General features: G+C 72.2%; 28 protein-coding genes and 1 pseudogene. 10 read left to right on the top strand and 19 right to left on the bottom strand.

The annotated features are described in order from the left end of the window. Window positions 1–64: 64 nt before the first annotated feature. Genes phnN through phnG form a run of 9 tightly spaced genes read right to left on the bottom strand, consistent with a single transcriptional unit; the run spans window position 65 to window position 7,051 of the window. Entirely contained in the window at window positions 65–598 is a 534-nt protein-coding gene (phnN, locus tag A5481_RS26920; protein WP_048433997.1) for a phosphonate metabolism protein/1,5-bisphosphokinase (PRPP-forming) PhnN, read from the bottom strand. Further along, entirely contained in the window at window positions 598–1,734 is a 1,137-nt protein-coding gene (locus tag A5481_RS26915; protein ID WP_048433996.1) for an alpha-D-ribose 1-methylphosphonate 5-triphosphate diphosphatase, read from the bottom strand. The genes phnN and A5481_RS26915 overlap by 1 nt, the downstream gene beginning before the upstream one ends. A gap of 29 nt (window positions 1,735–1,763) precedes the next feature. Continuing rightward, window positions 1,764–2,483, bottom strand: coding sequence for a phosphonate C-P lyase system protein PhnL (gene phnL / locus A5481_RS26910; protein ID WP_048433995.1), 720 nt, complete (start codon window positions 2,481–2,483; stop codon window positions 1,764–1,766). After that, entirely contained in the window at window positions 2,480–3,253 is a 774-nt protein-coding gene (gene phnK, locus A5481_RS26905; protein WP_048433994.1) for a phosphonate C-P lyase system protein PhnK, read from the bottom strand. The genes phnL and phnK overlap by 4 nt, the downstream gene beginning before the upstream one ends. Continuing rightward, entirely contained in the window at window positions 3,250–3,996 is a 747-nt protein-coding gene (locus A5481_RS35425; RefSeq protein ID WP_245238826.1) for a GNAT family N-acetyltransferase, read from the bottom strand. The genes phnK and A5481_RS35425 overlap by 4 nt, the downstream gene beginning before the upstream one ends. Continuing rightward, the gene (locus A5481_RS26895) at window positions 3,989–4,864 is read right to left on the bottom strand and encodes an alpha-D-ribose 1-methylphosphonate 5-phosphate C-P-lyase PhnJ (protein WP_048433993.1); all 876 of its coding nucleotides are present in this window, start codon (window positions 4,862–4,864) and stop codon (window positions 3,989–3,991) included. The genes A5481_RS35425 and A5481_RS26895 overlap by 8 nt, the downstream gene beginning before the upstream one ends. Further along, a complete protein-coding gene (locus A5481_RS26890; RefSeq protein ID WP_048433992.1) occupies window positions 4,861–5,967 on the bottom strand; it encodes a carbon-phosphorus lyase complex subunit in 1,107 nt (368 codons plus the stop codon). Before A5481_RS26890 ends, A5481_RS26895 begins: the two co-directional genes overlap by 4 nt. A gap of 2 nt (window positions 5,968–5,969) precedes the next feature. Further along, the gene (gene phnH / locus A5481_RS26885; protein ID WP_048433991.1) at window positions 5,970–6,557 is read right to left on the bottom strand and encodes a phosphonate C-P lyase system protein PhnH; all 588 of its coding nucleotides are present in this window, start codon (window positions 6,555–6,557) and stop codon (window positions 5,970–5,972) included. After that, window positions 6,557–7,051 carry a phosphonate C-P lyase system protein PhnG gene (phnG, locus tag A5481_RS26880; RefSeq protein ID WP_082173122.1) on the bottom strand — a complete coding sequence of 165 codons (495 nt, stop codon included), beginning with the start codon at window positions 7,049–7,051 and terminating at the stop codon, window positions 6,557–6,559. The genes phnH and phnG overlap by 1 nt, the downstream gene beginning before the upstream one ends. An 80-nt stretch (window positions 7,052–7,131) precedes the next feature. Between phnG and phnF the strand changes: the two genes are divergently transcribed. Both phnF and A5481_RS26870 read left to right on the top strand, forming a co-directional pair. Then, complete coding sequence (phnF, locus tag A5481_RS26875; RefSeq protein ID WP_048433990.1) at window positions 7,132–7,896, top strand: phosphonate metabolism transcriptional regulator PhnF; 765 nt, start codon at window positions 7,132–7,134, stop codon at window positions 7,894–7,896. Between the two features lie 92 nt (window positions 7,897–7,988). Further along, window positions 7,989–8,219 (top strand): hypothetical protein, encoded by a 231-nt coding sequence (locus A5481_RS26870; RefSeq protein ID WP_048433989.1) that lies wholly within the window; start codon window positions 7,989–7,991, stop codon window positions 8,217–8,219. Between the two features lie 4 nt (window positions 8,220–8,223). Here A5481_RS26870 and A5481_RS26865 read toward each other — a convergent pair whose 3' ends face one another. The 3 genes from A5481_RS26865 to ubiE all read right to left on the bottom strand — a co-directional run bounded on the left by A5481_RS26865 (window position 8,224) and on the right by ubiE (window position 11,952). Further along, window positions 8,224–9,456, bottom strand: a complete 1,233-nt coding sequence (locus tag A5481_RS26865; RefSeq protein ID WP_048433988.1) for an ABC transporter substrate-binding protein — start codon at window positions 9,454–9,456, stop codon at window positions 8,224–8,226. 176 nt (window positions 9,457–9,632) lie between these two features. After that, on the bottom strand, window positions 9,633–11,183 hold the full coding sequence (gene ubiB, locus A5481_RS26860) for a 2-polyprenylphenol 6-hydroxylase (RefSeq protein WP_048433987.1): 1,551 nt from the start codon (window positions 11,181–11,183) through the stop codon (window positions 9,633–9,635). 10 nt (window positions 11,184–11,193) lie between these two features. Further along, window positions 11,194–11,952, bottom strand: a complete 759-nt coding sequence (ubiE, locus tag A5481_RS26855) for a bifunctional demethylmenaquinone methyltransferase/2-methoxy-6-polyprenyl-1,4-benzoquinol methylase UbiE (protein ID WP_048433986.1) — start codon at window positions 11,950–11,952, stop codon at window positions 11,194–11,196. A 119-nt stretch (window positions 11,953–12,071) separates the two neighbouring features. Between ubiE and mutM the strand changes: the two genes are divergently transcribed. Both mutM and A5481_RS26845 read left to right on the top strand, forming a co-directional pair. Then, window positions 12,072–12,962, top strand: a complete 891-nt coding sequence (gene mutM / locus A5481_RS26850) for a bifunctional DNA-formamidopyrimidine glycosylase/DNA-(apurinic or apyrimidinic site) lyase (RefSeq protein WP_048433985.1) — start codon at window positions 12,072–12,074, stop codon at window positions 12,960–12,962. A gap of 77 nt (window positions 12,963–13,039) precedes the next feature. Beyond that, the gene (locus A5481_RS26845; protein WP_048433984.1) at window positions 13,040–13,306 is read left to right on the top strand and encodes an alpha/beta hydrolase family protein; all 267 of its coding nucleotides are present in this window, start codon (window positions 13,040–13,042) and stop codon (window positions 13,304–13,306) included. A 438-nt stretch (window positions 13,307–13,744) separates the two neighbouring features. Here the strand turns inward: A5481_RS26845 and A5481_RS26840 are convergent, their stop codons facing one another. From A5481_RS26840 to A5481_RS26815, 6 genes are read right to left on the bottom strand one after another with little or no spacing between them, the layout of a single operon-like run. Further along, window positions 13,745–14,494 (bottom strand): SDR family oxidoreductase, encoded by a 750-nt coding sequence (locus tag A5481_RS26840; RefSeq protein WP_048435127.1) that lies wholly within the window; start codon window positions 14,492–14,494, stop codon window positions 13,745–13,747. A 16-nt stretch (window positions 14,495–14,510) separates the two neighbouring features. Further along, complete coding sequence (locus tag A5481_RS26835) at window positions 14,511–15,167, bottom strand: ABC transporter ATP-binding protein (protein WP_048435128.1); 657 nt, start codon at window positions 15,165–15,167, stop codon at window positions 14,511–14,513. Next, entirely contained in the window at window positions 15,154–15,924 is a 771-nt protein-coding gene (locus A5481_RS26830; protein ID WP_048435129.1) for an ABC transporter ATP-binding protein, read from the bottom strand. The genes A5481_RS26835 and A5481_RS26830 overlap by 14 nt, the downstream gene beginning before the upstream one ends. Continuing rightward, window positions 15,921–16,853, bottom strand: a complete 933-nt coding sequence (locus A5481_RS26825; RefSeq protein ID WP_048435130.1) for a branched-chain amino acid ABC transporter permease — start codon at window positions 16,851–16,853, stop codon at window positions 15,921–15,923. The genes A5481_RS26830 and A5481_RS26825 overlap by 4 nt, the downstream gene beginning before the upstream one ends. Window positions 16,854–16,884: 31 nt before the next feature. Further along, on the bottom strand, window positions 16,885–17,817 hold the full coding sequence (locus A5481_RS26820) for a branched-chain amino acid ABC transporter permease (RefSeq protein ID WP_048435131.1): 933 nt from the start codon (window positions 17,815–17,817) through the stop codon (window positions 16,885–16,887). Further along, the gene (locus A5481_RS26815; protein WP_048435132.1) at window positions 17,817–19,157 is read right to left on the bottom strand and encodes an ABC transporter substrate-binding protein; all 1,341 of its coding nucleotides are present in this window, start codon (window positions 19,155–19,157) and stop codon (window positions 17,817–17,819) included. Before A5481_RS26815 ends, A5481_RS26820 begins: the two co-directional genes overlap by 1 nt. A gap of 560 nt (window positions 19,158–19,717) precedes the next feature. Between A5481_RS26815 and A5481_RS26810 the strand changes: the two genes are divergently transcribed. The 5 genes from A5481_RS26810 to A5481_RS26790 all read left to right on the top strand — a co-directional run bounded on the left by A5481_RS26810 (window position 19,718) and on the right by A5481_RS26790 (window position 23,972). Continuing rightward, window positions 19,718–20,716: an SDR family oxidoreductase gene (locus A5481_RS26810; protein WP_048435133.1), complete on the top strand. Its 999-nt coding sequence runs from the start codon at window positions 19,718–19,720 to the stop codon at window positions 20,714–20,716. Between the two features lie 43 nt (window positions 20,717–20,759). Then, window positions 20,760–21,083, top strand: a complete 324-nt coding sequence (locus A5481_RS26805) for a YnfA family protein (RefSeq protein ID WP_048435134.1) — start codon at window positions 20,760–20,762, stop codon at window positions 21,081–21,083. 321 nt (window positions 21,084–21,404) lie between these two features. Next, window positions 21,405–22,442: an ABC transporter substrate-binding protein gene (locus tag A5481_RS26800; RefSeq protein ID WP_048435135.1), complete on the top strand. Its 1,038-nt coding sequence runs from the start codon at window positions 21,405–21,407 to the stop codon at window positions 22,440–22,442. Between the two features lie 10 nt (window positions 22,443–22,452). After that, on the top strand, window positions 22,453–23,208 hold the full coding sequence (locus A5481_RS26795; RefSeq protein ID WP_048435136.1) for an ABC transporter permease: 756 nt from the start codon (window positions 22,453–22,455) through the stop codon (window positions 23,206–23,208). Next, complete coding sequence (locus A5481_RS26790) at window positions 23,196–23,972, top strand: ABC transporter ATP-binding protein (RefSeq protein WP_048435137.1); 777 nt, start codon at window positions 23,196–23,198, stop codon at window positions 23,970–23,972. Before A5481_RS26795 ends, A5481_RS26790 begins: the two co-directional genes overlap by 13 nt. Before the next feature lie 258 nt (window positions 23,973–24,230). On the opposite strand, the pseudogene A5481_RS26785 reads toward A5481_RS26790, so the two are convergent. Next, window positions 24,231–25,518 (bottom strand): annotated as a pseudogene (locus A5481_RS26785) (pentapeptide repeat-containing protein). 237 nt (window positions 25,519–25,755) lie between these two features. Between A5481_RS26785 and A5481_RS26780 the strand changes: the two are divergent. Next, on the top strand, window positions 25,756–26,999 hold a 1,244-nt coding region (locus A5481_RS26780), incomplete at its 3' end, for an MmgE/PrpD family protein (protein WP_245298665.1).

The following is a 26,999-nucleotide window of genomic DNA, read 5'->3' as shown; positions in this document are numbered from 1 at the left end:
ACGTCGCCGTCCCGGTGGAATCTTTCCCAAGGGAAAGGCCTTGTTCCGGGGCGGCGCGGCGCCGTCAGCGCGCCCGCAGGTGGGCGAGGAGCCGTTCCGCCCCGGCCTCCGGCGCGCGATCGTTCACCACGAGGCAATCGGCGGCGACCGGGGCCGAGCGGGCGAGCCGCGCCGCGAGATCGCCGTCCTCGGGCCGGCCGCGGGCGGCGAGGCGGGCGGCGAGCACGCCCGGCGGCGCCGTGACCTCGACCACGGTGACCGCCGGCAGGCGCCGGCGCGCCTCGTCGACGACCCGGCGCGAGACGTTGCAGACGACGACGTGCCCGTCGCGGGCGAGCGAAGCGGTCGCGGCCGGCAGCGCGTAGCCGAGGTCGTGGGCGCGCCAGGACAGGGCGAAGCGCCCCTCCGCCTCGCCCGCCGCGAACTCCGCCTCGCCGATCGCCTCGTTGTCCTCGTGGACCGAGGGCGGGCGGGTGACGAGGCGGCGCGGGAAGACGTAGCGGGGCTCCCCCGCCAGGGCCTCGCGGGCGAGCCGCAGGAGGGTGTCCTTGCCGGCCCCACTCGGGCCGACCACCAGGACGAAGCCGCCGGTCCCCATCAGGCGACCCGCCGGCCCTGGCGCCAGACCTGGCGCACCACCGGCACGCCCTCGGCGAGGCGCACCCGCGCGAGGTCGGCGCGCAGATCCGGGGCGATGCTGCCGCGATCGTCGAGGCCGGTCGCCCGGGCCGGGTTGGCGGTGACCGTGGCGATCGCCTCCGGCAGGGTGATGGACGCGACGCGCTCGTGCAACCCGAACGCCGCCATCATCAGGCTGCCCGGCACGTAATCGGAGGAGAGCACGTCGAGCAGGCCCTCGCGGGCGAGGGCTTCCGCCGCGACGTTGCCGGAATGCGAGCCGCCGCGGATCAGGTTCGGCGCCCCCATCATCACGGTGATGCCGGCCTCGCGGGAGGCCTGCGCGGCCTCGAGCGTCGTCGGGAACTCGGCGAGGCGCACGCCCTCGTCCTTCGCCATGGCGACGTCGGCGAGGGTCGTGTCGTCGTGGCTGGCGAGCGCGATGCCGTGCTCCTGCGCCAGCGCCACCAGGGCCAGGCGGTTGACCGCGTTGAAGGCCTGGCCGTCGCGGATCTTCATCGCGGTGTTGGCCTGGATCTCGACGATCGAGCGGCCGCCGCGGGTGGCGTAGGTGTAGTACTTCTCGATGTCGCGGAACTGCCGCTGACCGGGCGTGTGGTCCATCAGCGAGATCAGCCCGACGGGGTAGCGGGCGGTGAAGTCCCGCACCGTGTCCATCAGGTCGGCGGAGGGTATCTCGCAGCGCAGGTGCGTGCGGTGCTCGGCGCGGAACAGGTCGGCACCTCGGGCGGTCTCGATCGCGCCGGCGAGCTGCATCAGCTCGGGGCCGAGCCCGCTGCCGTCCGGGTCGCTGCCGGCGCGCAGCGAATCGAACACCGTGGTGATGCCGGACGCCGCGATCTGCGCGTCGTAGGCCAGCACGGCGCCGAGCGGGTGCCAGCGCACCTTGGGGCGGGGCGCGTAGTGGCTCTCGAGGTGGTCGGTGTGCAGCTCGACGAGGCCCGGGATCAGGTGGTCGCCGTCGAGATCGAGGCCGCGTTCCGGCGCCCGGCCCTCGCCGATCTCGGCGATGCGGCCGTCGACCACGGCGAGCCAGCCGCGCTGGACCCGGTCGGGCAGCACCAGGGTGGCGTTCTCGAGGATCCGGTCTTGCATGGAGGTCCCCAGTTCTCTCAGCGTATGTCTCAAGCGGCGTGTTGCCGGCGGAAGGCCGTGACGTCGACCACCCGGGTCGCCACCGCCTCGCGCACGTCGGTGTCGTGGAAGATGCCGAGCAAGGCCGCCCCGGCGGCCTGGCGGGCGCGGATCAGCTCCACCACCACGGCGCGGTTCTGCGCGTCGAGGGAGGCGGTCGGCTCGTCGAGGAGCAGGATCGGCCGCTCGGCGATCAGCCCGCGGGCGATGTTGACCCGCTGCTGCTCGCCGCCCGAGAACGTCGCGGGCGGCAGGTCCCACAGGCGCTCGGGCAGGTTGAGGCGGGCGAGGAGCTCCTCGGCCCGGGCGAGGGCGAGATCGGCCGCCATGCCGCCCTCGCGGGCGGCCGAGGCCACCACCTCGCGGGCGCCGACCCGCGGGATCACCCGCAGGAACTGCGACACGTAGGAGATGGTGCGGCGGCGCAAGACCAGCACCTCGCGGGGCGAGGCCGCGGCGACGTCGACCACGCGCCCGCCGTCGCGCACCAGGATCCGCCCGTGGTCGCAGCGGTAATTGCCGTAGGCCATCTTGAGGAGCGAGGATTTTCCCGCCCCCGACGGCCCGCCGAGCACCACGCACTCGCCCGGATGCACGGCGAGGTCGGCGCCGCCCATCACCGGCAATTGCACGCCGCCGCGCAGGTGCAGGGTGAAGGTCTTGGCCACATTGCGGAATTCGAGCGCGGGCGCATTCTGGACGGGATTCATGCGGCGAGCACCGAGGAGACGAGGAGCTGGGTGTAGGGCTCGGCCGGATCGTCGAGCACCTGGTCGGTCAGGCCGGTCTCGATCACCCGCCCGGCCCGCATCACCATCACCCGGTGCGACAGGAGCCGGGCCACCGCGAGGTCGTGGGTGACGATGATGACGGCGAGGCCCAGTTCCGCGACGAGGCCGCGGATCAGGTCGAGCAGGCGGGCCTGGACCGAGACGTCGAGGCCCGAGGTCGGCTCGTCCATCAGCACGAGGCGCGGGCCGGTGACGAGGTTGCGGGCGATCTGGAGCCGCTGGCGCATGCCGCCGGAGAACCGGGTCGGCGGGTCGTCGACCCGGTCGGGGGCGATCTCGACCTTGTTCAGCCAGTCGAGCGCGGTCGCACGGATCTGGCCGTAGTGGCGTGCGCCGGCCCCCATCAGCCGCTCGCCGACATTGCCGCCGGCCGAGACCGCCATCCGCAGGCCCTGCCGCGCGTCCTGGCGCACGAAGCCCCAGTCGGTGCGCATCAGCGCCCGGCGCTCGGCCTCGCTCAACGTCGCGAGGTCGCGCAATCGCCCGTCGCGCATCCGATAGGAGACGCTGCCGGAATCGGGGGCCAGCTCGGTGGCGACGAGCGAGAGCAGCGTCGACTTGCCGGAGCCGGATTCGCCGACGATCGCCAGCACCTCGCCGGGATCGAGGTCGAAGGACACGTCGGCGCACCCCAGGCGGGCGCCGTAATGCCTGGTCAGGCCGCGGGCCTGGAGCAGGGGGGTGCTCATGCCGTCGTCTCCTCGTCGCGTGCCGGGCTGTTGAATGCCGGTGAAAGGCGCAGGCCTTCTCCTCTCCCCGCGGGCGGGGAGAGGGTCACGGCCCCCTTGTCGGGGTCGTGACGAGCGGAGGCGAAGCCGGAGCGAGGGTGAGGGGGTCTCGACGAGTGAGACTCCTCCGGAAGTCCCCCCTCACCCTCGCCCTTCGGGCTTCCTTCACCCCCGACAAGGGGGGCGAAGGCCTCTCCCCGCCCGCGGGGAGAGGGGGAACCAGTGGCTTCTCCGTCTCCGGACAGCCCTGCATCGCCCGTGAAGGGGGGATCGAGGCGGAAGCTGTAGCCGTAGCGCTCGAAGCCGAGGCTCTCGTAGAAGCGGTGGGCGGGCTTGGCGTCGACGTTCGAGGACAGGGCGAGCTTGTAGCAGCCCTTCTCGCCCGCGAGGCGGCCGGCCTCCCGCATCATCCGCCGGCCGAGGCCGGTGCCGCGCTCGGCCTCCGCCACCACCACGCTCTCGACGAGGGCCGAGGGCGTGCCCCAATGGGCGATGTTGTCGAGGACGACGAGGCAGAACGTGCCGACGATCCGGCCCCCGACCTCGGCGACGTAGAGCCCGTAATCGGGATAATCGTCGAGGCGTCGGAGCAGGGCCTCGGCGTGGGGCAGGGTCGCGACCCGCCCGGCGTTCAGTTCGGCGTAGAGGCCGAGCACCGCCGGCAGGTCGGGTTCCTGCGCCCGGCGGACGGTCAGGTCAGACATGCGCCGCCTCCATGCCGCCGGTCCCGACATGCCCGTCGGCCCGCCGCTCCTCGCAATGGTCGGTGTCCGAGCAGACGAACATCCGCCCGCCGGCATCGTCGAGCAGCACCTCGTCGAGATAGACCCCTTCCGCGCCGCACAGCGCGCACGGCCTGTCGAAGCTCTGGACCCGGAACGGATGATCCTCGAAGTCGAGGCTCCTCACGCGGGTGTGGGGCGGCACGGCGTAGATGCGCTTCTCGCGGCCGGCCCCGAAGAGCTGCAGCGCCGGGCAATCGTCCATCTTCGGGTTGTCGAATTTCGGCGTCGGCGAGGGGTCCATGACGTAGCGGCCCGCGACCTCGACCGGATAGGCGTAGGTGGTGGCGATGTGGCCGTGGCGGGCGATGTCCTCGTAGAGCTTGACGTGCATCAGGCCGTACTCGGCGAGCGCGTGGAGCTGGCGCGTCTCGGTCTCGCGCGGCTCGAGGAAGCGCAGCGGCTCGGGGATCGGCACCTGGTAGACCAGGACCTGGCCCTCGGAGAGCGGCGCCTCCGGGATGCGGTGCCGGGTCTGGATCACGGTCGCCTCCCGGGTGCGGGTAGTGACGGCGACATCCGCCGTGCGGGCGAAGAAGGCGCGGATCGAGACCGCGTTCGTCGTGTCGTCGGAGCCCTGGTCGATGACCTTGAGCACGTCGGCGCGGCCCAGGATGGCGGCGGTGACCTGCACGCCGCCGGTGCCCCAGCCGTAGGGCATCGGCATCTCGCGCGAGGCGAAGGGCACCTGGTAGCCGGGGATCGCGATCGCCTTCAGGATCGCCCGGCGGATCATCCGCTTGGTGCCCTCGTCGAGATAGGCGAAGTTGTAGCCGGTAGCGGCGTTCATTCCGCGGCCTCCTTCATCTCGGGCACCGCCCGTCGAGCGGCGTGCTCGGCGCGCAGCCGCCGCACCAGCTCCAGCTCGGCCTGGAAATCGACGTAGTGGGGCAGCTTCAGGTGCTCGACGAAGCCGGTGGCCTGGAGCGCGTCGCAATGGGCGAGGACGAATTCCTGGTCCTGCGCCGGAGCGCCGACCGGCTCGCCCAGCTCCTCGGCGCGCAAGGCGCGGTCGACGAGGGCCATCGCCATCGCCTTGCGCTCGCTCTGGCCGAAGGCGAGGCCGTAGCCGCGGGTGAATTGCGGCGGCACCTCGGCGCTGCCGTGGAACTGGTTGACCATCTGGCACTCGGTGAGGTCGATCTCGCCGAGGGGCACCGCGAATCCGAGCTCCTCCGGCACGAACTCGACCGCGACCGCCCCGACCCGGATCTCGCCGACGAAGGGGTGGGTGCGGCCGTAGCCGCGCTGCGTCGAGTAGCCGAGCGCGAGCACGAAGCCCTCGTCGCCCCGCGCGAGCGCCTGGAGCCGGAGCGCCCGGTCGGCCGGGAAGTCGAGCGGCTCGCGGGTGAGGTCGCCCGGGGCTGAGCCGTCGTCGGGGGCGGAGGGCTCGATCAAGCCGTCCTGCCTGAGGAGGTCGGTGACCCGGGGGGCGTGGGCGGCGTCCGCCAGCGGCTCGGCTTGGCTCGCCACCGGCGCCTCGCCTTCGGCGGCGAGGGCGAAGTCGACCAGGCGGTGGGTGTAATCGAAGGTCGGCCCGAGCACCTGGCCGCCGGGCAGGTCCTTGTAGGTGGCGGAGATGCGCCGGCGGAGGGTCATGGCGCCGGTCTCGACCGGCTCGGAGGCGCCGAAGCGGGGCAGGGTGGTGCGGTAGGCCCGCACCAGGAACACCGCCTCGATCAGGTCGCCGCGGGCCTGCTTGAGGGCGAGCGCCGCGAGGTCGGGATCGTGCAGCGAGCCCTCGGTCATCACTCGGTCGACGAGGAGCGCCATCTGCTCGCGGATCTGCGCCACCGACAGTTCCGGCACCGAGGCGTCGCCCCGGCGGGTCTCGGCGAGCAGCCGGTGCGCGTTGGCGATGGCGGCCTCGCCGCCCTTCACGGCCACGTACATGGCTAGCCCTCCTGGACGCGGGTGGAGCGCGGCAGCGCCGCGAGGCGGCCGGGGGCCGCGAGGATCAGGTCGATCCCCTGCGGGAAGCCGGCATGGTTGCGGGCGAGGCGGGCGAGCATGTCGGCCGGCAGGGGCGCGGCCGCGAGGCGGGCGCTCTCGCGGATCCCCGGCCCGTCGAGGCGCCAGCCCTCGACGTCCGAGAGGTCGCAGACCGCCAGCACCAGGGTGGCGGAGCGGTCCGGATAGGCCGGCGTCCCTTGCGCGAAGGCCGCGAAATCCGGGCAGGCGGCGGCGTCGGAGACCAGCGCGAAGGCGGCCTCGGACGGCGCGTCCGCGATGCGGGCGCCGGTGTGGAAGCGCAGGAAATCCGCCACCGCCGGGTCGTGCCGCAGCGCCTCGTCGAGCCAGAGGGCCGCGTCGGCATCGGCGAGCGCCAGGGCGATGGCGGCGAGCTCGGGCGTCAGCGGCGCCGGCGGCTCCAGGGTCGCGGCGAGGGGCTGGAGCGTGCCGGGGCGCGCGAGCGCATCCATCACGGCGCGGAAGACGCCCTGGGCGTCGTGGACGGGGTCGGAAAAGCCGCGCGCCAGCATCAATCGTCCCCTCGGGCCATGGTGAAGAAGTTCACCCGCGTCGCCGCGATCCGGCGCGCCTGCGCCGCGCGCTCCTCGGCCCGGCGGGCGGCGACGGGGCCGAGCGCCGCCTCGACCGCGGCGCGGCGCCCGGGATGCTGCCACAGGGCGTCGAGGGTCGCGGCGAGCCGCGCCTTCGCCCGGTCGCGGCCGAGATGGTAGGCAAAGCCCGTCTCGCCGCCGGGGAGCCGCACCGCCGCCCGGGTCACCGTCGCCTCGCCGAGATTGAACGGGCGACCGTCGCCGCCGATGCGGCCGCGGGTCATCACCAGGCCGGTCTCCGGCGGGCGCAGGTCTTCGACCGTCTCGGTGCCGCCGAGCTGCGTCAGCGCCCGGCGCAGCTCCTCGGGACGGGCCTCGCCGCACAGCGCCATCACGGCGCGGCGGGCGGCCGGATCGGGCCTTTCGGGCACGGGCGCTTCGGGCTGGCGGGCGGCCGGGTTATGATCGGGCATCGCGGGGTCCGCTGGCATCTTTGTTGTCTAATGGTATAGACAACCGACGATCCGGGAGCAAATGAAGTTTGGATGACGGTATGAGTGCGGGCGGCGACGGCCACGTGACGGACGGTCCGGTGACGGTGCTGGCACGGGGCGAGGGTTTGGCGGCGTGGCGCCAGATCGCGGACGGGGTGGCCGCCGACATCGAGGCCGGGCGCCTCGCGGCCGGCGCACAACTGCCGACGGAGAGCGCGCTCGCGGCCCGGTTCGGGGTCAACCGGCACACCGTGCGCCGGGCGCTGGCGGCGCTCGCGGAGCGCGGGCTGGTGCGGGCGACGCAGGGGCGCGGCACCTTCGTGGAGACGCAGCGGCTCGCCTATCCGATCGGCCGGCGCACGCGCTTCTCGGAGATCGTCAGCAAGGCCGGCCGCGAGGCCTGGGGCGACCTGATCGCCAGCGAGACCGTGCCGGCCGATCCCGCCACCGCGGAGGCCTTGCGGCTCGCGCCCGGGGATCCGATGCTCGAACTGCTGACGATCCACCGCGCCGACGACACGCCGCTCTCGACCGCCCGGACCTGCCTGCCGCTGCCGCGCTTCGCGGGCTTCGCGCAGGCCTACGCGACGCTCGGCTCGCTCACCCGCGCCTATGCGGAGTATGGAATCGCCGACTACACCCGCCTGTCGACCCGCATCCACGCCCGCCCGGCCGCCGCCGACGAGGCCGCCCGCCTCGACCTCGCGCCGGGCCGGGTGCTGATCGTGCTCACCAGCGTCAACGTCGACGCGGCGGGGGTGCCGATCCAGGCGACGCGCAGCCTGTTCGCGGCGGACCGGGTGGAGCTGGTGGTGGAGGGGTAGGGGCGCCGGCCTATCGGCCTCCGGCGACGGGCCCGCGGCGAACTTCCTGCCCCTGAGGCAGTTACCCCCGCGCCTCGCACCGGAGCCTCCCGATGACCGCTCGCCAGATTTGCGCCGCCCTGTTCCTCGTCGCCGGCGCCCTGCCGCTCACGCCCGCGCAGGCCGGGCCGGCGCAGGACTACATGTACCAGCGCCGGCAGGTCGGCCGGGGCCAGGTCTGCCGGCCGCCGCTGAAATTCGCGGCCGGCGCCTGCGTGCGGCGCTGCCCGGCGGGCTACCAGGACATGGGCGGCTACTGCCGGCTGCGCAACATGCAGCGCTGACCCGCTACTTCGCCGCGGCCTTCACCAGCGGGCAGCCGCCCTCGCCGAGCGGCCGGAACGCCTCGTCGCCCGGCACGGTGGCGACGAGCTTGTAGAGGTCCCACTCGCCGGTCGATTCCTTCGGGGTCTTCACCTGCATCAGGTACATGTCGTGGACCATGCGGCCGTCCTCACGGATCCGGCCGTTCGTCGCGAACATGTCGTTGACCGGGGTCTCGCGCATCCTGGCGATCACGGTCTTCGCGTCGTCGGTGCCGGAAGCCTGCACCGCCTTGAGGTAGTGCAGCACCGAGGAATAGACGCCGGCCTGGTGCATCGTCGGCATCAGCCCGGCCTTCTCCTTGAAGCGGTTGGCGAAGGCGCGGGTCTCCGGCGTGCGGTCCCAGTAGAAGGCGGTGGTGAGCAGCAGGTTCTGCGCCACCTCGATGCCGAGGCTGTGGACGTCGTCGATGTTGATGAGGAGCGCCAGCAGGGTCTGGCCGCCCTGGACGATGCCGAACTCGTGCGCCTGCTTGATCGCGTTGACGGTGTCGCCGCCCGCATTGGCGAAGGCGATGAGCTTGGCGCCCGACCCTTGCGCCTGGAGCAGGAAGGACGAGAAGTCGGCGGTGGCGAAGGGCGCCCGCACCGTCGACACCACCTTGCCGCCCGAGCGCTTCACCTCCGCGATGGCGTCGCGCTCGAGCGCGTGGCCGAAGGCGTAGTCGGCGGTGACGAAGGCCCAGGTGTCGAGCCCCTTCTTCACCGCGGCGTTCCCGGAGACGTGGGAGAGCGCGTAGGTGTCGTAGGTCCACTGGATGCCGGTGGGCGAGCATTGCGGCCCGGTGAGATCCGAGGTGCCGCCGCCCGAGACGATCAGCAGCTTGCCCTTCTCCTTGGCGACCTGCTGCACCGCGAGCGCCACCGAGGAGGTCGGCACGTCGAGGATCACGTCGACGCCGTCGCGGTCGTACCATTGCCGGGCGATGTTGGAGCCGACATCCGGCTTGTTCTGGTGGTCGGCGAACACGACCTCGATCGGCTTGCCGTCGAGGCTGCCCCCGAAATCCTTCACCGCCATCTCGGCGGCGATCACCGAGCCGCGGCCGGTGGAATCGGCGTAGACGCTCGACATGTCGTTGAGGACCGCGAGCTTGACCTTGCCGTCGGTGAGCCGCGGTTCGGCGGCATGGGCCGGCGCGGCGAGCGCGCAGAGGGACGCGGCGGCGAGGAGCGCGGCGCGCAAGGGGCTGAGCATGGGCGTTCTCCCGGGCGCCTTCCGCTTCTCGACGAGCGGATCACGGCGCCGTGAGGCCCATCAGAGAGGGTGCGAGGGCCGTGCGCAAGGCCCGGCTCTCGTTCGTCCGATCCGCGACCTCATCCTGAGGTCGCGGGTGGGATGGGGGTGTTATCAAATAACCCCCGGGACGCCCCTCAGCGCAGCGCGATCGCCAGCAACGACCCGGCGATCACCCACAGGGCCAGGGTCGACCACACCATCCGCTTGGTCTCGATGCGGATGCGGCGCTCGACGCGGGAGACCTCGCGCAGGCCCTCCTCGTCGAGGCGCACCAGCACGCGCTTGGCGCGCTGCGCCAGGTCGGGCACGTCGGCGACGACGTCGGCCAGCGTCAGCACCGCGCGGCGGGCCTGGTCGGCCCGGCCGAGGGGCCCGAGATTGCGGGCGAGCCAGGTGCGCACCACCGGCTCGGCCGAGGTCCACATGTCGAGGCGCGGATCGAGCGAGCGGGCGACGCCCTCGACCACCACCATGGTCTTCTGCAGCATCACCAGCTCGGTGCGGGTGCTCATGTCGAACAGGGCGGTGACGTCGAAGAGCAAGGTGAGCACCTTCGCCATCGAGATCTCGTCGGCCCGGCGCTGGTGGATCGGCTCGCCGATCGCCCGGATCGCCTGCGCGAAATCGTCGACGGAATGGTGCGAGGGGACGTAGCCGGCCTCGAAATGCACCTCCGCCACCCGGCGGTAGTCGCGCAGGATGAAGCCGAGGAGAATCTCGGCCAGGAACCGGCGCTCCTTCAGTCCGAGCCGGCCCATGATGCCGAAATCGACCGCGACGAGCCGCCCGGCCGGATCGACGAACAGGTTGCCGGGATGCATGTCGGCGTGGAAGAAGCCGTCCCGGATCGCGTGGCGCAGGAACGACTGGATCACGGTCTGGCCGAGCGCCGCCACGTCGTGGCCCGCCGCCACGATCGCCGCGCGGTCGTTGAGGCGGATGCCGTCGATCCACTCGCTCGCCAGCACGTCGCGCCCGGTCAGCTCCCAGACCGGCTGCGGCACCCGGAACTCGGGGTCGTCCTTGATGTTCTCGGCGAGTTCCGAGAGGGCGGCGGCCTCGAGCCTGAGGTCCATCTCCATCGCGACGGAGCGGGCGAGCGTCTCGACCACCTCGCGCGGGCGCAGGCGCTCGGCCTCCGGGCGCAGGGCCTCGACCACCCGGGCCATGAAGCGCATCGCCTGGATGTCGCGGGCGAAGCGCTCGCGCACGCCCGGCCGCATGATCTTGACCGCGACCACCCGCTCGGTGCCGTCCGGCTCGCGCAGGTGCGCCTTGTGGACCTGGGCGATCGAGGCGGCGGCGATCGGCTCGCTGAACGACGTGAAGATCTCGGGGAGCGGCTTGCCGAGGGTCGCCTCCAGGGTCGCGACCGCGACGCCTTGCGGGAAGGGCGGCACCCGGTCCTGCAGGCGCTCGAGGTCGCGGGCCGCCGCCATGCCGACGATGTCGGGGCGCGTCGCCAGGAACTGGCCGAACTTGACGTAGGACGGCCCGAGCCGGGTCAGCGCCGCGGGCAGGCGGCCGGGGCCGAGGCCCGGGCGTTCGAGCTTGCGGCCGAGCCGCAGGACGAGGCGCAGGTGGGGCGGCAGCTCGGCATCGTCGACGAAGGCGAGGGCGCCCTCGCGGGCCATCACCCAGCCGACATGGATGCCCCGCGCGAGGTGGGCGACGGCGCTCAGCACGGGCGAGGCCTCACGCGAGCTTCCAGCCGGAATGGATGGCGCAGATGCCGCCCGAGAGCGGCCGGTGGGTGACGTGGCCGAAGCCCGCCTCCTCGATCATCCGGGCGAATGTGCCGGGGGTCGGGAAGCGGCGGATCGACTCCACGAGGTACTGGTAGGATTCCTTGTCGCCGGCCACCATCGCGCCGAGGCGCGGGATGACCTTGAACGAGTAGGCCTCGTAGATCTTGTCGAGCCCGGGCACGTCGACATGCGAGAATTCGAGGCACAGGAAGCGCCCGCCGACCTTGAGCACCCGGTGGGCCTCCGCCAGCGCGTGCTCGATCCGCGGCACGTTCCGGATGCCGAAGGCGATGGTGTAGGCGTCGAAGGTATCGGAGGGCAGCGGCAGCGACTCGGCGTTGGCGGCGACGAAGTCGATGCGCGAGCCGTACCGGTGGCCGGCGCGCTCGCGGCCGACGCCGAGCATCGCCTCGTTGATGTCGAGCACCGTCACCTTGGTGTCGGGGCCGCCGGCCTCGAGCGTCCGGAACGCGATGTCGCCGGTGCCGCCGGCGACGTCGAGCAGCCGGAACGGCCGGGTGCGCGAGGGGCGCAAGCTCGACACGAAGGCGCTCTTCCACGCCCGGTGCAGGCCGCCCGACATCAGGTCGTTCATCAGGTCGTAGCGCTTGGCCACCGAGCGGAAGACCTCGTTGACGCGCCCTTGCTTCTCCGCGAGCCGGACGCGCTCGAAGCCGAAATCGGTGCTGGTCTCGTCGCCGGCCATGCGGTCTGGTCCCCTGTCGTGGCGGCCTGCATAGCGAAGCGGACGGGAAATCACCATCTTGGCCTGCATCTTCGCGGGGTACGCTTCGTCGCGCCCGCCCCATTCTCCACGGACGAGAGATGCCCGAGCTGCCCGAAGTCGAGACCGTGCGCCGCGGATTGGCCCCCGCGCTGGTCGGCGCCCGCTTCACCGAGGTGGTGCTGAACCGGCCGAACCTGCGCTTTCCGTTCCCGGCCCGCTTCGCCGCGCGGGTGAAGGGCCACGAGGTGACCGCCCTGTCGCGGCGCGCCAAGTACCTCGTCGCCGAATTGTCCTCGGGCGAGGCGCTGATCATGCATCTCGGCATGAGCGGGCGCTTCGACGTGCACCTGCCCGACGGCCGGCACGTCTCGCCGGGCGACTTCTACCTCGAAGGGGCGCAGGGGCAGGCGAAGCACGACCACGTCCGGTTCGGCCTCTCGAACGGCGCCCGGGTCGTCTACAACGACGCCCGCCGCTTCGGCTTCATGGACTTGGTGCCGTCGGCAGAGCTCGCCACCTGCCGCCACTTCGCCGGCATGGGCATCGAGCCGCTCGGCAACGAGCTCTCGGGCGAGACGATCGCCCGGCTCTTCATGGCCAAGCGCACGCCGCTCAAGGCCGCGCTCCTCGACCAGCGGCTGATCGCGGGCCTCGGCAACATCTACGTCTGCGAGGCGCTGCATCGCGCCAGGCTCCATCCGGAGGCGCCCGCCGGGACGCTCGCCGACGCCGCCGGCCGCCCGACCGCCAAGGCCAAGCGCCTCGCCACCGTGATCCGCGACGTGCTGACCGAGGCGGTGGCGGCGGGCGGCTCTACCTTGCGCGACTACGTCCACACCGACGGCAGCCAGGGCGCGTTCCAGCACGCCTTCCGGGTCTACGACCGGGAGGGGCTGGCCTGCACGGCGAAGGGCTGCCGCGGCGTGGTGCGGCGGCTGGTGCAATCGGGGCGGTCGACGTTTTTTTGTGAGACGTGCCAGCCGGGGTGAGGGCGCGTTCTGCGCGACGGCCGACCTGACCGGGTGCGGGTTGCTCACGATCCCCGAGGGCGACCGGCTCCGAGGCTGTGTTCGCGACCCTGGTCACTCATGAATGGGCGAATGACGGCTTCCTGCGCGGCCCGGATGGAATCCTGGTGCGGATGGACCGCCTGCGAAAGATCCCCGGCATCCTGATCCACGGGCGCCGCGACATCAGCGGGCCGGCCGTCACGGTGTGGCGGCTGCATCGGCTCTGGCCGGAGAGCCGGCTCCATATCGTCGAGGGGGAGGGGCACGGCGGGCCCGAGTTGAGCGCGCGGATGCGGGAAGCGACGGATGCGCTGGCGGGCTGAGAAGAGGGCTAAGCGACCGCGCGTGGCGGCACAGGCGATGCTACCCGGCCGGTCGAGTGCGACGCTCAGAGGACGGGCGCGGGCCGCCACCTCTACCCGCCAATAGCAGAGCTATTCAGGGGGAGGGAAAGGCGCGGGTTTCCCCTCTCCCCGCGGGCGGGGAGAGGCCCGAGCTCCGAAGGGGCTCGGGGGGCAGCGAACCGCAGGTTCGCCGCGAGGGTGAGGGGGTGTTTCTGGAGGAGCCACATCCTGAAACTCCCCCTCACCCTCGCTCCGGCTTCGCCTCCGCTCGCCGCATCTCCTGAATGGAGACGCGGCCCTCTCCCCGCCCGCGGGGAGAGGAGAAATCCTGAGCCCCTACAGGAAGCCGAGCAGTCTCGGCACGGGCGGTGAGCGTTTCCGACCTCGCCCGGTCTCTCGATCAGGTCAGCCCCGCGCTCACACCGTCCGGCCGCCGTCGATCGGCATCTCGACGCCGGTGATGAACTCCGCCTCGTCGGAGGCGAGAAAGAGCGCCACGTTGGCGATGTCGGAGGCCCGCGACATCCGGCCGAGCGGGATCGTGGCGACGAACTTGGCGCGGTTCTCCGGCGTGTCCGGCACGCCCATGAAGGCTTCGAGCAGGCCGGTCTCGCCCATCACCGGGCAGAGGGCGTTGACGCGGATCTTCCACGGCGCCAGCTCGACGGCGAGCGACTTCGACATCAGGTTCACCGCCCCCTTCGAGGCGTTGTACCAGGTCAGGCCGGGACGGGGCCGGATGCCGGCGGTGGAGCCGACGTTCAGGATCACGCCGCCGCCATTGTCGCGCATCGCCGGAGCCAGCGCCCGGACGAAGTGGAAGATCGACTTCACGTTGACCCGGAACACCCGGTCGAAGGCCTCCTCGTCGACCTCCATCAGCGGCTGGTTGCGGTGGGTGGTGCCGGCATTGTTGACGAGGATCTGGGGCGTGCCGAAGGCCTCGGTGGTGCGCCGCACCGCCGCCTCGACATCCGCGGCGCTGCCGACATCGGCCGCGATGGCGATGGCCGACGCGCCGATCTCCTTGGCGACGCGCTCGGCGGCGTCGCCCCGCAGGTCGAGTACCGCGACCTTGGCGCCCTCCTCGGCGTAGCGCCTGGCGATGCCCTCGCCGAAGCCGCCGCCGGCGCCGGTGACGATCGCGACCTTGCCGTTCAGCCTCATGGAAAACACTCCTTCGTCAGGCGGCCGAGATCTCGCCGCGCTCGATCTGGATGGTGGTGTCGACGAGCGCCCGCAGCAGATCCGGGCTGCTCTCGGTGATCAGGATCGCGACGTCGGGGAGCGCGGCGCGCAGGCGCGCCAGGGCCTCGGCGTAGCGAAGGGCGAGCGCCGGGGCGAGGCCCTGGAACGGCTCGTCGAGCAGCACCGCGCGGGTGCCGACCATCAGGGCGCGGCCGAGCGCCACCATCTTGCCCTGTCCGCCCGACAGGCCCGCCGCCTTGCGGGGGGCGAAGTCCTTGAGTTCCGGCAGGAGCGTGTAGACAGCGTCCAACCGCCGCGAGATCTCGGCCTTGGGCAGGCCCAGCACCTGGGCCGGCAGCAGCAGGTTGTCCTGCACCGTGAAGCTGCCGAACAGCTTGCGTTCCTCCGGCGCGTAGCCGATGCCGAGGCGCGCCCGGTGATGCGCCGGCACGGTGCCGGCCTCCTGCCCGTCGAGGACGAGCCGGCCGGCCTGCAAGGGGAGGAGCCCCATCAGGGCGCGGAGCGTCGTGGTCTTGCCGGCGCCGTTGCGGCCGATGAGCGCCACGCGCCCGCCCGGCGGCACCTCGAGCGAGACGCCGCGCAGGACCGGGGCGCCCGCGATCGCGACCGCCGCCCCCTCAAGCCGCAGCATGGGCGCCTCCCGTCGGCGCGATGCCGATCACCGTGCGCTGCACCTCCGGATCGTTGAGGATCCGGGAGGGCGGCCCGAGCGCCGCGATCTTGCCCTGACCCCAGACCGCGACCCGGTCGGCGAAGCGCCCGACCACCTCCATGTCGTGCTCCACGAACACCGCCGTGACCCGGGCCTCGCGCAGCACCCGCACCAGGGTCTCGACGATTCCCATCTTCTCGGCCGCCGCGACGCCGCTCGTCGGCTCGTCCATCAGGAGGAGGCGGGGGCGGAGCGCCACCGCCATGGCGATGTCGACGAGCTTGCGCGCCCCCTCGTTGAGGGCGTCGGCCCGCACCTCGGCGATGCGGGTGAGGCCGAAGCGTTCGATCAGCTCCGCCGCCTCGTCGCGGAAGCGCGGGCGCAGAAGCGGGTTCAGCACCGACCACACGCCCTCCCGGGCCGCGACCGCGAGCGCCACGTTCTGCAACACGGTGTGCTCGGTGAAGAGCTGCGGCAGCTGGAAGCTGCGCGCGACCCCGAGCCCGACGATGCGCCGCGGCGACAGGCCGAGGATCGGCCGGCCCTCGAAGGCGATCGAGCCGCCTTGCGGTTTGAGGTAGCCGGTCGTCATGTTGATGAAGGTGGTCTTGCCGGCGCCGTTGGGGCCGATGATCGCCAGGAACTCGCCGGCCTCGACGTCGAGGTCGATCCCGTCGGCCGCCTTGAGGCCGCCGAAGGCGAGGCGCAGGTCCCTGGCCTGGAGCAGAGCGGTCATGCGGCCCTCCTGCTTCTCGCGATCATCCCCCAGATCCCGCCCGGCGCGAACACGATGACGCCCAGCAGCACGAGGCCGAGCACCAGCTGCCAGGCATTGGCGAAGGTCGCCGCGGCATAGACCCGGGTCAGCTCGTAGGCCGCCGCCCCCAGGAACGGCCCGAGCACGCTGCCGGCCCCGCCGAGGATCGCGATGAAGACGAGCTCGCCGGACGTGGTCCAGTAGCTGAGCGCCGGGGTGACGTGGCGGGTGGTGAGCGCGATGATCGCGCCGGCGAACCCCGCCATCACGGCCGACGCCACGTAGGCGGCGAGGAGCACGCGCTTGGGCGACACGCCCATGAAGTCGAGCCGGGTCTCGCGGGTCTTGATGCCGGCGAGCGCCTCCCCCAGGGGCGAGGCGAGCGCCACCCGCACCAGCGCGCCGCAGGCGAGCGCCAGGACGAGCGCCATGCCGAGCACCGTCCACTCGCCCGCCTCGCCGGCCAAAGGCCGGCCGAGGAACGTGACGGGGGGTAACCGGATGCCGTCGGCGCCGTGGGTCAGCGCGTAGAACTTCTCCAGCACCGAGTAGAACACCATGCTGAGCGCCAGATTCAGCATGCCGAAGAAGATCTCGCGGTAGCGCACCACGAACAGGCCGATCAGCAGGCCGACCACGCCGGCGAAGAGCGCCGCGAGGGGCACGAGCAGCAGGGCCTCGGGCAGGGCCATGGCGCCGAACGCCACCGTGTAGGCGGCGAGCGCGAGGTACAGCGCGTGGCCGAAGCTGACCTGGCCGGCGCGCAGCAGGAGCAGGATGCCGAGCACGGCGAGCCCCTTGGCGAGCGCGATGGTGAGCACGAAGCGCAGCCACGGCACCGCGTAGGCGAGGACGAGGATCAGCACGGCGCCGGCGAAGGCGAGGAGCGTTTCCGAGCGGCGGGTCATCGCGCGGCACCTCCATTCAAGGATTTGCAGGTCATATCCGCCGGGTCTCCGCCACGCCGAACAAGCCTTGCGGTCGGAACAGCAGCACCGCCACCATGATGGCGTAGGGCACCACCACCTCGAATTCGGGCGCGACGTAGACCGCGAAGGAGCGGCCGAGGCCGATGAGGAGGGCCGCCACCGCCGCCCCCTCGATCTGGCCGAGGCCGGCGGTCGCGACGACCGCGAAGGAGAGCACGATGGTCGAGGCGCCGACGCCCGGGACCAGCGACACGGTGGGCGCGGCGAGCGCGCCGCCCAGCGCCGCCAGCACAGCGCCCACCGTGAAGGTCAGCATCGTCACCTTGGCGGCATCGATGCCCATGGCGCGGGCCGCCTCGCGGTCGACGGTGACCGCGACGACCATCCGGCCGGTGAGCGTGTAGCGGAGCACGTATGCGAGGATGGCCAGCGTCGCGAGGGCGACGCCGGGCAGCACGTAGAGCTGGTAGGCGGTGAACGGGATCGCGTCCTGGCCGAACGGCACGTCGACGGTGCCGAGCCACTTCAGCGGCGCGTCGAACACCACCGGCTGCACGCCCCAGACCAGCTTCTGCAGGTCCTCCAGGATCATGAACAGCGCGAAGGTGACGAGGAGCTGCAGCACCGGCTCGCGATCCTGCATCCGGCGCAGCAGGAGCCGCTCGATCAGCGGCCCGAGCGCGACGCCGACCAGCACCGCCGCGGCGAGCAGGATCGGCAGGCCGAGCCAGGGCGGCGCGCCGAGCGAGGCCGCGAACAGCCCGATCGAGGCTGCCGCGTAGCCGCCGATGGCGTAGAGGCTGCCATGCGCCACGTTGAGCACTCGCAGCACGCCGAACACCAGGTTCAGGCCGACCGCCACCATGAAGACGGCGGCGGCGTAGGACAGCCCGTCGAGCAGGGCGAGCCCGACGAGGATCCCGTTCTCCGACAGCCAGGCCATCAGCTCTTGAAGGCCTGCGCCTGCGGGAGCTTGGCCACCATGTCGGGGGTCAGCGTCTTCAGCCAGTCGGCGCTCTTCTGGCCGACCGGCGTCGTCACGGATTCGGCCGGGAAGACGATCATGTCGGTCAGCACCGGGAACGGGTACTTGTCGGAGTGCAGCGTGGTGCCGATGAGCTGGTTCTCGAGGCCCTGGCCGTCCTCGCGGATCCGCACGCTGGCGGTGGGCGAGGGGAATTCGAGGCCCTTGAAGGCGGCCGCCAGCTCGGCGTCGGTCGGCCAGCCGCCGCCCTTCGCCGCCACCGCCTTCTCGATGCCGACCTTCATCGCCGAGACGGCCTGGGCCATGTGGAAGCAGGGATAGATCGGCCAAGCATTGTGCCTGGCGCGGTAGCTCTCGTTGAAGCGCGTCAGCCGCTCGGGATCGGCCGGCGAGGGGTGCAGGAACCAGTGGTCGCCGCGCGCCCCGACGATGTGCCCGGCCGGCAGCGCCTTGCCGACCCGCTGCAGCGAGGATTCGGCGAGCGGCATCACGAAGGTCGCGCGCTCGAACAGCTTGCGGTCCGAGGCCTGGCGGATCAGCGCGTCGAGGTCGCCGCCCCAGGAGGTGGAGAGCACCACGTCGGGCCGGAGCGCCAGCACGCGGGTGATCTCGGTCGAGAAGTCGGTGGCGCCGAAGCGCGGAAACAGCTCGGCCGAGACCTTCACGCCGGGCTTCAGGGTGTTCATCGCGGTGCGGAAGATGTCCCAGGAATCGCGGCCCCAGGCGTAGTCCTGGTTGATCACCGCGATCGACTTGAAGTCGGGCTTGACCTTCAGGAGGTAGAGGAGTGCGGCCAGGATCTCCGGCGTGGCGTTGGCCTGGGTGCGGAAGGCGTAAGAGTAGCGGTTGTCCTCGAAGATGCGCTGGGTGCCGCAATCCCACAGCAGCGTCGGGCGCTTCAGCTCGTCGGCGAGCGGCGCGCAGGCGATGCAATCGGCCGACGAGATCGCCGCGAAGATCAGGTGCACGCCCTCGGACTGCACCAGCCGGCGGTACTCGCCGACGACGTGGTCGACGCCCGGGCCCTCGTCGACGAAGATCGGCCGGACCTTGACCCCACTGATGCCGCCGGCGGCGTTGATCTCGTCGAACAGCATCTCGGCGGTCTGGCGGCCGGGCACGCCGAAGACGCTCGCCGGGCCCGACAGGTAGGTGGCGATGCCGACCTTGATCTCCGCCGGCTTCGCCCCTTGCGCGAAGGCCGATCCGCCCGGCATGAGCAGGCTCGCGCCCGCGGCGCCCGCGCCGATCAGCGCCTCGCGCCGCGTGACGTTCCCGGCACGACCCGTCCCTGCCATCCGCTTCCTCCCTGACTTCCCACGCGGGCGGGCCCCTCTGAAAGAGTGGCGTCGGGGGCCTCGCCGCGGGGCGGATCATGGGGGCGGGGATGACCGCTGTCCAATAGCTTGTGCGGGCTCGTGCCAGAGGTTCGAGATATGGGAGGGGGCGCCATCGCCCATGCAGGATGCGTCCAACGAAAGGCGTAGGTTTCCCCTCTCCCCGACAGATCCCGGGCTTGCCCGGGATCTGCAAGCGAGGGACGAAGTCGGGCAAGCCCGACTTCTCACGGGGAGAGGCCTTCGTCCCCCCTGTCGGGGGCGAAGGAAGCGCAGGCGACAGCCGGAGCGAGGGTGAGGGGGAGTTTCCGGACGAGGCTCTTCCGGAACCACTCCCTCACCCTCGCCCTACGGGCTTGTCGCGTCCCCTGAACAGGGACGCGACCCTCTCCCCGCCCGCGGGGAGAGGAGAGACCTTCGCTACATGGTTTCCGAGCAGAGCCTCGGACGGCGCGGCGAATGAACGAAGCCCGCCTCCCATCGTTAGGGCCTGGATACCCCCATCCCGTACGGAGGATTCCATGAGCCACGCGCACAAGCCCCTCGACCGGCAGGTGATCGTCATCACCGGCGGCTCCAGCGGCATCGGGCTCGCCACCGCCCGCATGGCGGTCCGGGCCGGCGTCCGGGTCGTGCTCGCCTCGCGCAACGCCGAGGCGCTGGCGGCGATCCAGGAGGAGATCGAGGCGGAGGGCGGCGAGGCGACCCACGTCGTCGCCGATGTCGGCCGGCGCGAGGACGTGCAGGCGATCGCCGACAAGGCGGTGCAGCGCTTCGGCGGCTTCGACACCTGGGTCAACGACGCCGGCATCTCGCTCTACGGCCGCCTGGAGGAGGTCTCGGACGAGGACCACGAGCGCCTGTTCCAGACCAATTTCTGGGGCGTGGTCTACGGCTCGCTGGTGGCGGCGCCGCACTTGCGCCGGCGCGGCGGCGCGATCATCAATCTCGGCAGCATCGCCTCGGACATGGCGATCCCGCTCCAGGGCATGTACTCGGCGAGCAAGCACGCGATCCGCGGCTTCACCGATGCGCTCCGGGCCGAGCTCGACCAGGACCGGGCGCCCGTCTCGGTGACGCTGATCAAGCCGGCGGCGATCGACACCCCGCTCCCGCAGCACGCCCGCAACTACCTCGACCGCGAGCCGAAGCTGCCGCCGCCGGTCTACCACCCGGACGAGGTCGCCCACGCGATCCTGCACGCCGCGGTGCATCCGCAGCGCGACATCATCGTCGGCGGCGGCGGCCGCGTCATGACCGGCTTCAAGAAGCTCGCGCCCGGCACCTTCGACCGCCTCGGCGCGGCGATGGCGAGCCAGCAGCTTCGCTCCGAGCCGCCGCGCGACCCGAACGGCGCGCTCCACCGGCCGGGGCAGGACGGCCACGTGCGCGGCGACCATCCGGGCCTCGTGCGCCACACCAGCACCTACACGCGGGCGAAGCTCCACCCCCTCACCACCGGGGCGGTGATGGCCGGGGTCGGCCTCGCGGCGGCGGCGCTGATGAAGCGGCGGGCCTGAGGCCCGCTTCACGGGGACGGCACGGCGTGGGAGAAGCCGCGCCATGCCGTCCTTCCTCCTCTACGCCGCCGCCGCGCTCGCCGAGATCGCGGGATGCTTCTCGGTCTGGGCGTGGTGGCGGCTCGGCGCCTCGCCCCTGTGGCTGCTGCCGGGTGTCCTGGCGCTGGGCGCCTTCGCGTTCCTGCTGGCACTCGTCGAATCGGACGCCGCCGGCCGCGCCTTCGCGGCCTATGGCGGGATCTACATCGCGGCCTCTCTCCTCTGGCTGTGGGGCGCGGAGGGCCAGCGGCCGGACCGGTTCGACTGCGCCGGCGCCGCCCTGTGCCTCGCGGGTGCCGCGGTGATCGTGCTGGCGCCGCGGGGATGAACCCGTTCAGCCCGCCGCCCGCAGCACCGATTTCGGCCTCACCCCGAGGCCGTCTCGAAGGCGCGGCTGGAATGCGCGAAGTCGCAGACGCCGCACTGCATCACCGGCGCTTGCCCGGGCCGACCAAAGACGTTGGACTGGCGATGCCAGGGAGGCGCGCCCGCGCGCCCGGACATTCTTCTCCGTCCTCGCGGCGCCGGAGAATCACGTGCTGCCATACAGGCTATGAGTAGAAGAAAATCCTTTATCCGGCGCCGTTCTTGCACCACGGCAGGAGAATGCCCTAAGCGGACGCGAAGTGTTCCCTTCAGACGGCCGGCCATGACCATCACGCGACGCAGCATCCTCGGGGCAGCCCCGGTCCTGGCGGCGGGCACCCTGCTGGGCGGCGGACCGGCCCTCGCCCAGGGGCGCAGCGCGCCTCTGCGGGTCGGCGTGATCCCGATCCTCGCCGCCGCGCCGATCTATATCGCCGAGAAGGAAGGCTGGCTGAAGCAGGCCGGGCTGACGCTCGCCGTCACCACCTTCGAATCCGGCCCGAACATGATCCAGGCGCTCGCCTCCGGCACCCTCGACGTCTACGTCGCCGGCGTGGCGCCGCTCGGGGTCGCGCGCGCGAAGGGCATCGACGTGACGGTGGTGACCGCCACCTCGGTCGAGGAGAACGTCGTCGTCGCCGGGCCGAAGCTCGCCCGCTTCGCCGAGAAGGGCGTCGCGCCGGCCGAGGTGTTCAAGCGGTATCGCGAGTCCGCCGGCACGCCGGCGCGGCTCGCGACCCAGCCCCTCGGCTCGGTCCCCAACACCACGCTGCAGCACTGGCTGTGGGAGGTGGCGAAGGTCGACCCGAAGGACGTGACGATCGTCTCGATGGGGATCGACGCGACCCAGCAGGCGATCCTCGCCGGCGCGGTCGAAGGCGGCATCCTGCGCGAGCCCGCGATCTCGATCGTGACCGGCCGCAACCCGGCGATCCGCATCATGGCGCTCGGGGCTGAGATGTTCCCGAGCCAGCCCGGCACCGTCGTCGCCGTCACCCGCGCGCTTCTCGATCGTGAGCCGGAGACCGTGCAGGCGATCGTGACCGGCATCGTGCGGGCGGTCGACCTGATCGCCCGCGAGCCGGACCGCGTCGCGCCGATCGTCGAGGGCGCGCTCGGCAAGGGCCTCGTCGACACCGCCACCATCCGCCGGGCGCTCGCCTCGCCGGCGACGCGCTTCACCGCCGATCCGCGGCCGATCGTCGAGCCGACGGCGGCGATGCAGCGCTACCAGGTGAAGATCGGAGCGCTCGACCGCGAGGTGCCCCTCGACGGGCTGTTCGAGCCGCGCTTCTACGAGCGCGCGGTCGCGGGAAAGTAAAGCAAAACCGATGCGATCCCGCCCCGCGGCGGCCCTGCTCCCGCTCGTGGGGCTCGCCGCCTTCTTCGCCCTGTGGGAGGCCGTGCCCCGGCTCGGCCTCGTCAACCCGGCCTTCCTGCCGCCGCCCTCGGTGCTGCCCGAGGCCTTCCTGCGCGAGCTGCGCTCGGGCCAGTGGCTCGCGGCGGTGACGGGCAGTCTCGGGCACTACCTCGCCGGCCTCGCCCTCGGCGTCGGCCTCGGCATCGCGGCGGGCACGCTGACGGGGATGTCGCGCACGGCCGAGGGGCTCACCGCCTGGGTGGTGCGGGTGCTCCGCCCGGTGCCGGGCCTCGCCTGGGTGCCGTTCGCGATCATCTGGTTCGGGGTCAGCCCGGAGGCGGCCCTGTTCATCGTCGCGATCGGGGTGTTCTGGATCGTCTACTTCGCCAGCCACGGGGCGATCCGCGGCGTCGACCGCGACCTGATCGAGCTCGCCGCCGCCTTCGGCTTCCGCTCCGCGCCCGAGCGGCTCGTCACGGTGGTGTGGCCGGCGGCGATGCCGGGGATCCTCGTCGGCGTGCGCACCGCGATCGGGCAGGCCTGGATGGCGGTGGTGGCGGCGGAGATCTTCGGGGTCGCGGGCCTCGGCCAGCGGATGATGCAGGCCTCGACGCTGCTCGCGACCGACATCGTGGTCGTCTACATGCTCACCATGGCGCTGCTCTACGGCGTGTTCGACGCCGGCTTCACCGCCCTCCAACGCTGGATCCTCCGATGGCGGGCCTGATCGCGATCCAGGGCCTCGCCCTCACCTTCACCCGCGACGGCAGCCGCACCACGGTGCTGTCGAACCTCGACCTCGACATCGAGCCGGGCGAGTTCCTGGCGATCGTCGGCGCCTCGGGCGTCGGCAAGTCGACGCTCCTGCGCGTCATCGCCGACCTCGTGGCTCCCAGCGCCGGCACCGTCTCGGTCAGCGCGCCGGAGCCCGGCCGCCGGGCGGTCGCCCTGGTGTTCCAGGATTCTCGCCTGCTGCCCTGGCGGCGCGTCCTCGACAACGTCGCCTTCGGACTCGAGAAGCTGCGCTTAGCCAGGGCCGAGCGGCGCCGCCGGGCGCTCGCGGCGCTCGCGCGGGTCGGCCTCGCGGAACTGGCCGCGCGCTGGCCGTTCCAGCTCTCCGGCGGCCAGAGGCAACGGGTGTCGCTCGCCCGGGCGCTCGCGGTCGAGCCGCACGTCCTGCTGATGGACGAGCCGTTCTCGGCCCTCGACGCGCTCACGCGCGAAAGCCTCCAGGACGAGCTCGCCCGCCTCTGCCGCGCCTCCGGGCAGACGGTCCTGTTCGTCACCCACGACATCGAGGAGGCGGTCTACCTCGCCGACCGGGTCGTGGTGCTGGCCGGCAGCCCCGGCCAGATCGTCGCGGCGCACCGGATCGCGGCCGCGCAGCCGCGCGACCGGGCGGCGCCGGAGCTGAAGGCGATGGTGCAGGTGATCCGGGAGGAGCTGGTGGGGGCGGGGGGAGCCGCCGCCGAGGCGCGGGACGCGCGGTAGACGGGCCGTCTTCCACGATCTCTCTGTTTTTTAAAAAACTCCGCCCTTTCCCGGACGACCGCAACGAAGTGGAAGAAGATCCGGGATCCAGCAGGAGAAGTGCCGCGAAGCGACTCCTGATGTTGCGACGTTACAGACAGACGGACGCTTCGCGATGTCTTGCGCTAGATCCCGGATCTCCTTCCGCTGACGCTCCAGTCGTCCGGGAAAGGGGAGGGTGGCAGATCGTTCAAGGAAACAGTCGCACTCGCGGCCGTCTCACCGCCGCAGACGGTTCCCCAGCACGAACCCGAACAGCCCCATCAGCACGATCCCGGTCCCGCCCTGGACCCCGACGAGCAGGTTGGTCACCCGGCCGACCGGCTTGATGCCGATCTCCGGCGGGTTCGCCGTCATCATGTTGAGGGCGCTGTAGCTCATCAGGTCGAGGAGGTTGTAGGTCGCCGCCGTGCCGCCCTCCGGGATCAGCCCGCCGGTGAGGCCGTAGAGCCCGCCGAACACCACGATCAGGATCGCGAAGGCGCGGAACAGCCGCGACAGGCTCTCGCCGTAATCGCACAGCCACTCGACGAAGTGGTCGGCGAGCCAGCGGTAGCCGNNNTGCGGTCGCGGCCGGCCCAGGCGGCGCGGAACAGGGCGCCGGCATGGAGGCGGCCCATGCGGCGACGCCTCCGGTAGGCCCAGCCGGCCTCGTCGTGGCTGCCGATGCTCTGGAAGTTCTGCTCCAGGGTAAGGTAGCTCGCCTTCGCGGCCTCGTACTCGCCGGCGACCTCCTCGCCCACCGCCTCGCCGATCTGGGACGCGCGAAAGCGCGTACCGTTGAGCCAGGCCCCGGCGAAGCGGGCGTGGCGCAAGGAGCAGGACGAGAGGTCGAGCCGCACCAGCGTCGCGGCCGAGAGGTCGGCGCCCGACAGGTCCGCCCCGTCGAGCTTGGCGCCGGTGAGCACGGCGCTGCGCAGGCGCGAGCCGGTGAGCCGCGCCTTGGTCAGGCTCGCACCCTCGAAATCGGCGTGGGTGAGGTTGGTGTCCGACAGGTTCACCTCGTCGAGCCGCGCGCCGCGGAACTTGGTGTAGTCGGCATCGGCCCCGGTGAAGTCGGCGCCCCACAGGTCGGCGCCGGAGAAGTCCGCGCCGTCGAGGAGGCTGCGGGGCAGGCGGGCGAAGCGCAGGGCGCCGTCGCGAAAGCTCGCATCCTCCAGCATCGCGTCCGAGAAGTCGGCCTGGCCGCCGGCGACGCCGNNGTGAAGTCGGCCGAGCGGGCGAGCGCGCCTGCGAGCCGCGCCCGCTTCAGGGTGGCGCCGGTGAGGTCGGCCTGTTCGAGGTCGCTGCCCGGGATCTCGGCCCCGGCGAGGTTCAGGCCCCGGCGCTCCGCGTCCCACCAGCCCGCATCCCCGGCGAGCGGCGCGAGCCGGTCGCGGCTCAGGTCCGCCTCGCGCAACGAGAGGGGCCGGCCGTCGCGGCGCAAGGGGGCGCCGTCCTGATCCGCGATCTCGGTCAGGAGCGCGGCCGTGCGCGGGTCGAGCGGGATCTGCGGCCGGGTGTTCACCGCGCGGACGCGCCGTCGCGCGTGACGAAGCCGTCGATGCCGTGGCGCACGCGAAAAGGTCCTTCACAGGTCGAAGCCGAACGCGGCCAGCATCAGCCACGATCCCGCCGGGAATGCAACGGCGGGGCCAGGCGCCGCATCCCATCTCCCGGTCCGGCCACCCCGCGCCGGACGCGCGACCGGCGCCGCGGACCCGGACGGCGTGCGACCGCGTTGGCCCGGCAGGGAGAGAACACCATGACGCTCGATCGACGCAGCCTCATCGGGGCCGCCGGCCTCGCCCTCGCGGCGAAAGGGGCGGTCGCCGCCGAGCCGTCCGCCCCGGCGCACGCACCCGCGCCGCCCCGCGACGTCACCCGGACGCTCGCGCGCTACGTCGTCGGCGCCCGGTTCGAGGACCTGCCCGAGGCGGTGCGGCGCGAGGGCACCCGCACCTTCCTCAACTGGGTCGGCGTCGCCATCGGCGGCTCGCACCACGAGACCCTCGACGTCGCGGTCTCGGCGCTGAAACCCTTCTCGGGCCCGCCGCAGGCCGGCCTGTTCGGTCGCCCCGAGCGCTTCGACATCATGAACGCCGCCTTCCTCAACGGCGTGTCGAGCCACATCTTCGACTACGACGACACCCACCTGAAGACCGTGATCCACCCGGCCGGCCCGGTCGCCTCGGCGATCCTGGCGCTGACCGAGATGCGGCCGGTCTCGGGCGCCGATTTCCTCAACGCGCTCGTGCTCGGCGTCGAGACCGAGTGCCGGATCGGCAACGCGGTCTATCCCGACCACTACGATGTCGGCTGGCACATCACCGGCACTGCGGGGGTGTTCGGCGCGGCCGCCGCTGCCGGCAAGCTGATGGGGCTCTCCGAGCAGCAGATGGTCTGGGCGCTGGGACTTGCCGCCTCGCAGCCGGTGGGCCTGCGCGAATCCTTCGGCTCGATGAACAAGAGCTTCAATCCGGGTCGCGCCGCCGCCGACGGGCTGTTCGCGGCGATCCTGGCCGAGAAGAACTTCACCAGCTCCGACGGGATGATCGAGGCCAGGCGCGGCTGGGCCAACACCGTCTCGACCAAGCAGGATTACCGCGAGATCACCGAGGGGCTGGGGAGCCGCTACGAAGCCGCGCTCAACACCTACAAGCCCTTCGCCTGCGGCATCGTCATGCATCCGGCGATCGACGCGGCGATCCAGCTGCGCAACGAGAACCGCCTGACCCCGGACCAAATCCGCGGCGTCGCGCTGAAGGTCCACCCGCTGGTGCTGGAGCTCACCGGCAAGACCGCGCCGCGCACCGGGCTCGAGGGCAAGTTCAGCATCACCCACGCCGTCGCGGTCGCCCTCGTGGAAGGCGCAGGGGGCGAGAAGCAGTTCAGCGACCGGGCGGTGCGCGACCCCGTCGTCACCGACTTGCGCGGCAAGGTCGCGCCGGTGGTCACGCCGGGGGTGCGGCCCGAGCAGGTCGACCTGACGATCACGCTCGCCGACGG

This window comes from Methylobacterium platani, assembly GCF_001653715.1.
Classification (GTDB): Bacteria; Pseudomonadota; Alphaproteobacteria; order Rhizobiales; family Beijerinckiaceae; genus Methylobacterium; species Methylobacterium platani.
Note: the sequence above shows the minus strand (reverse complement) of the source record. Positions and strands in the feature narration are given on the sequence as shown.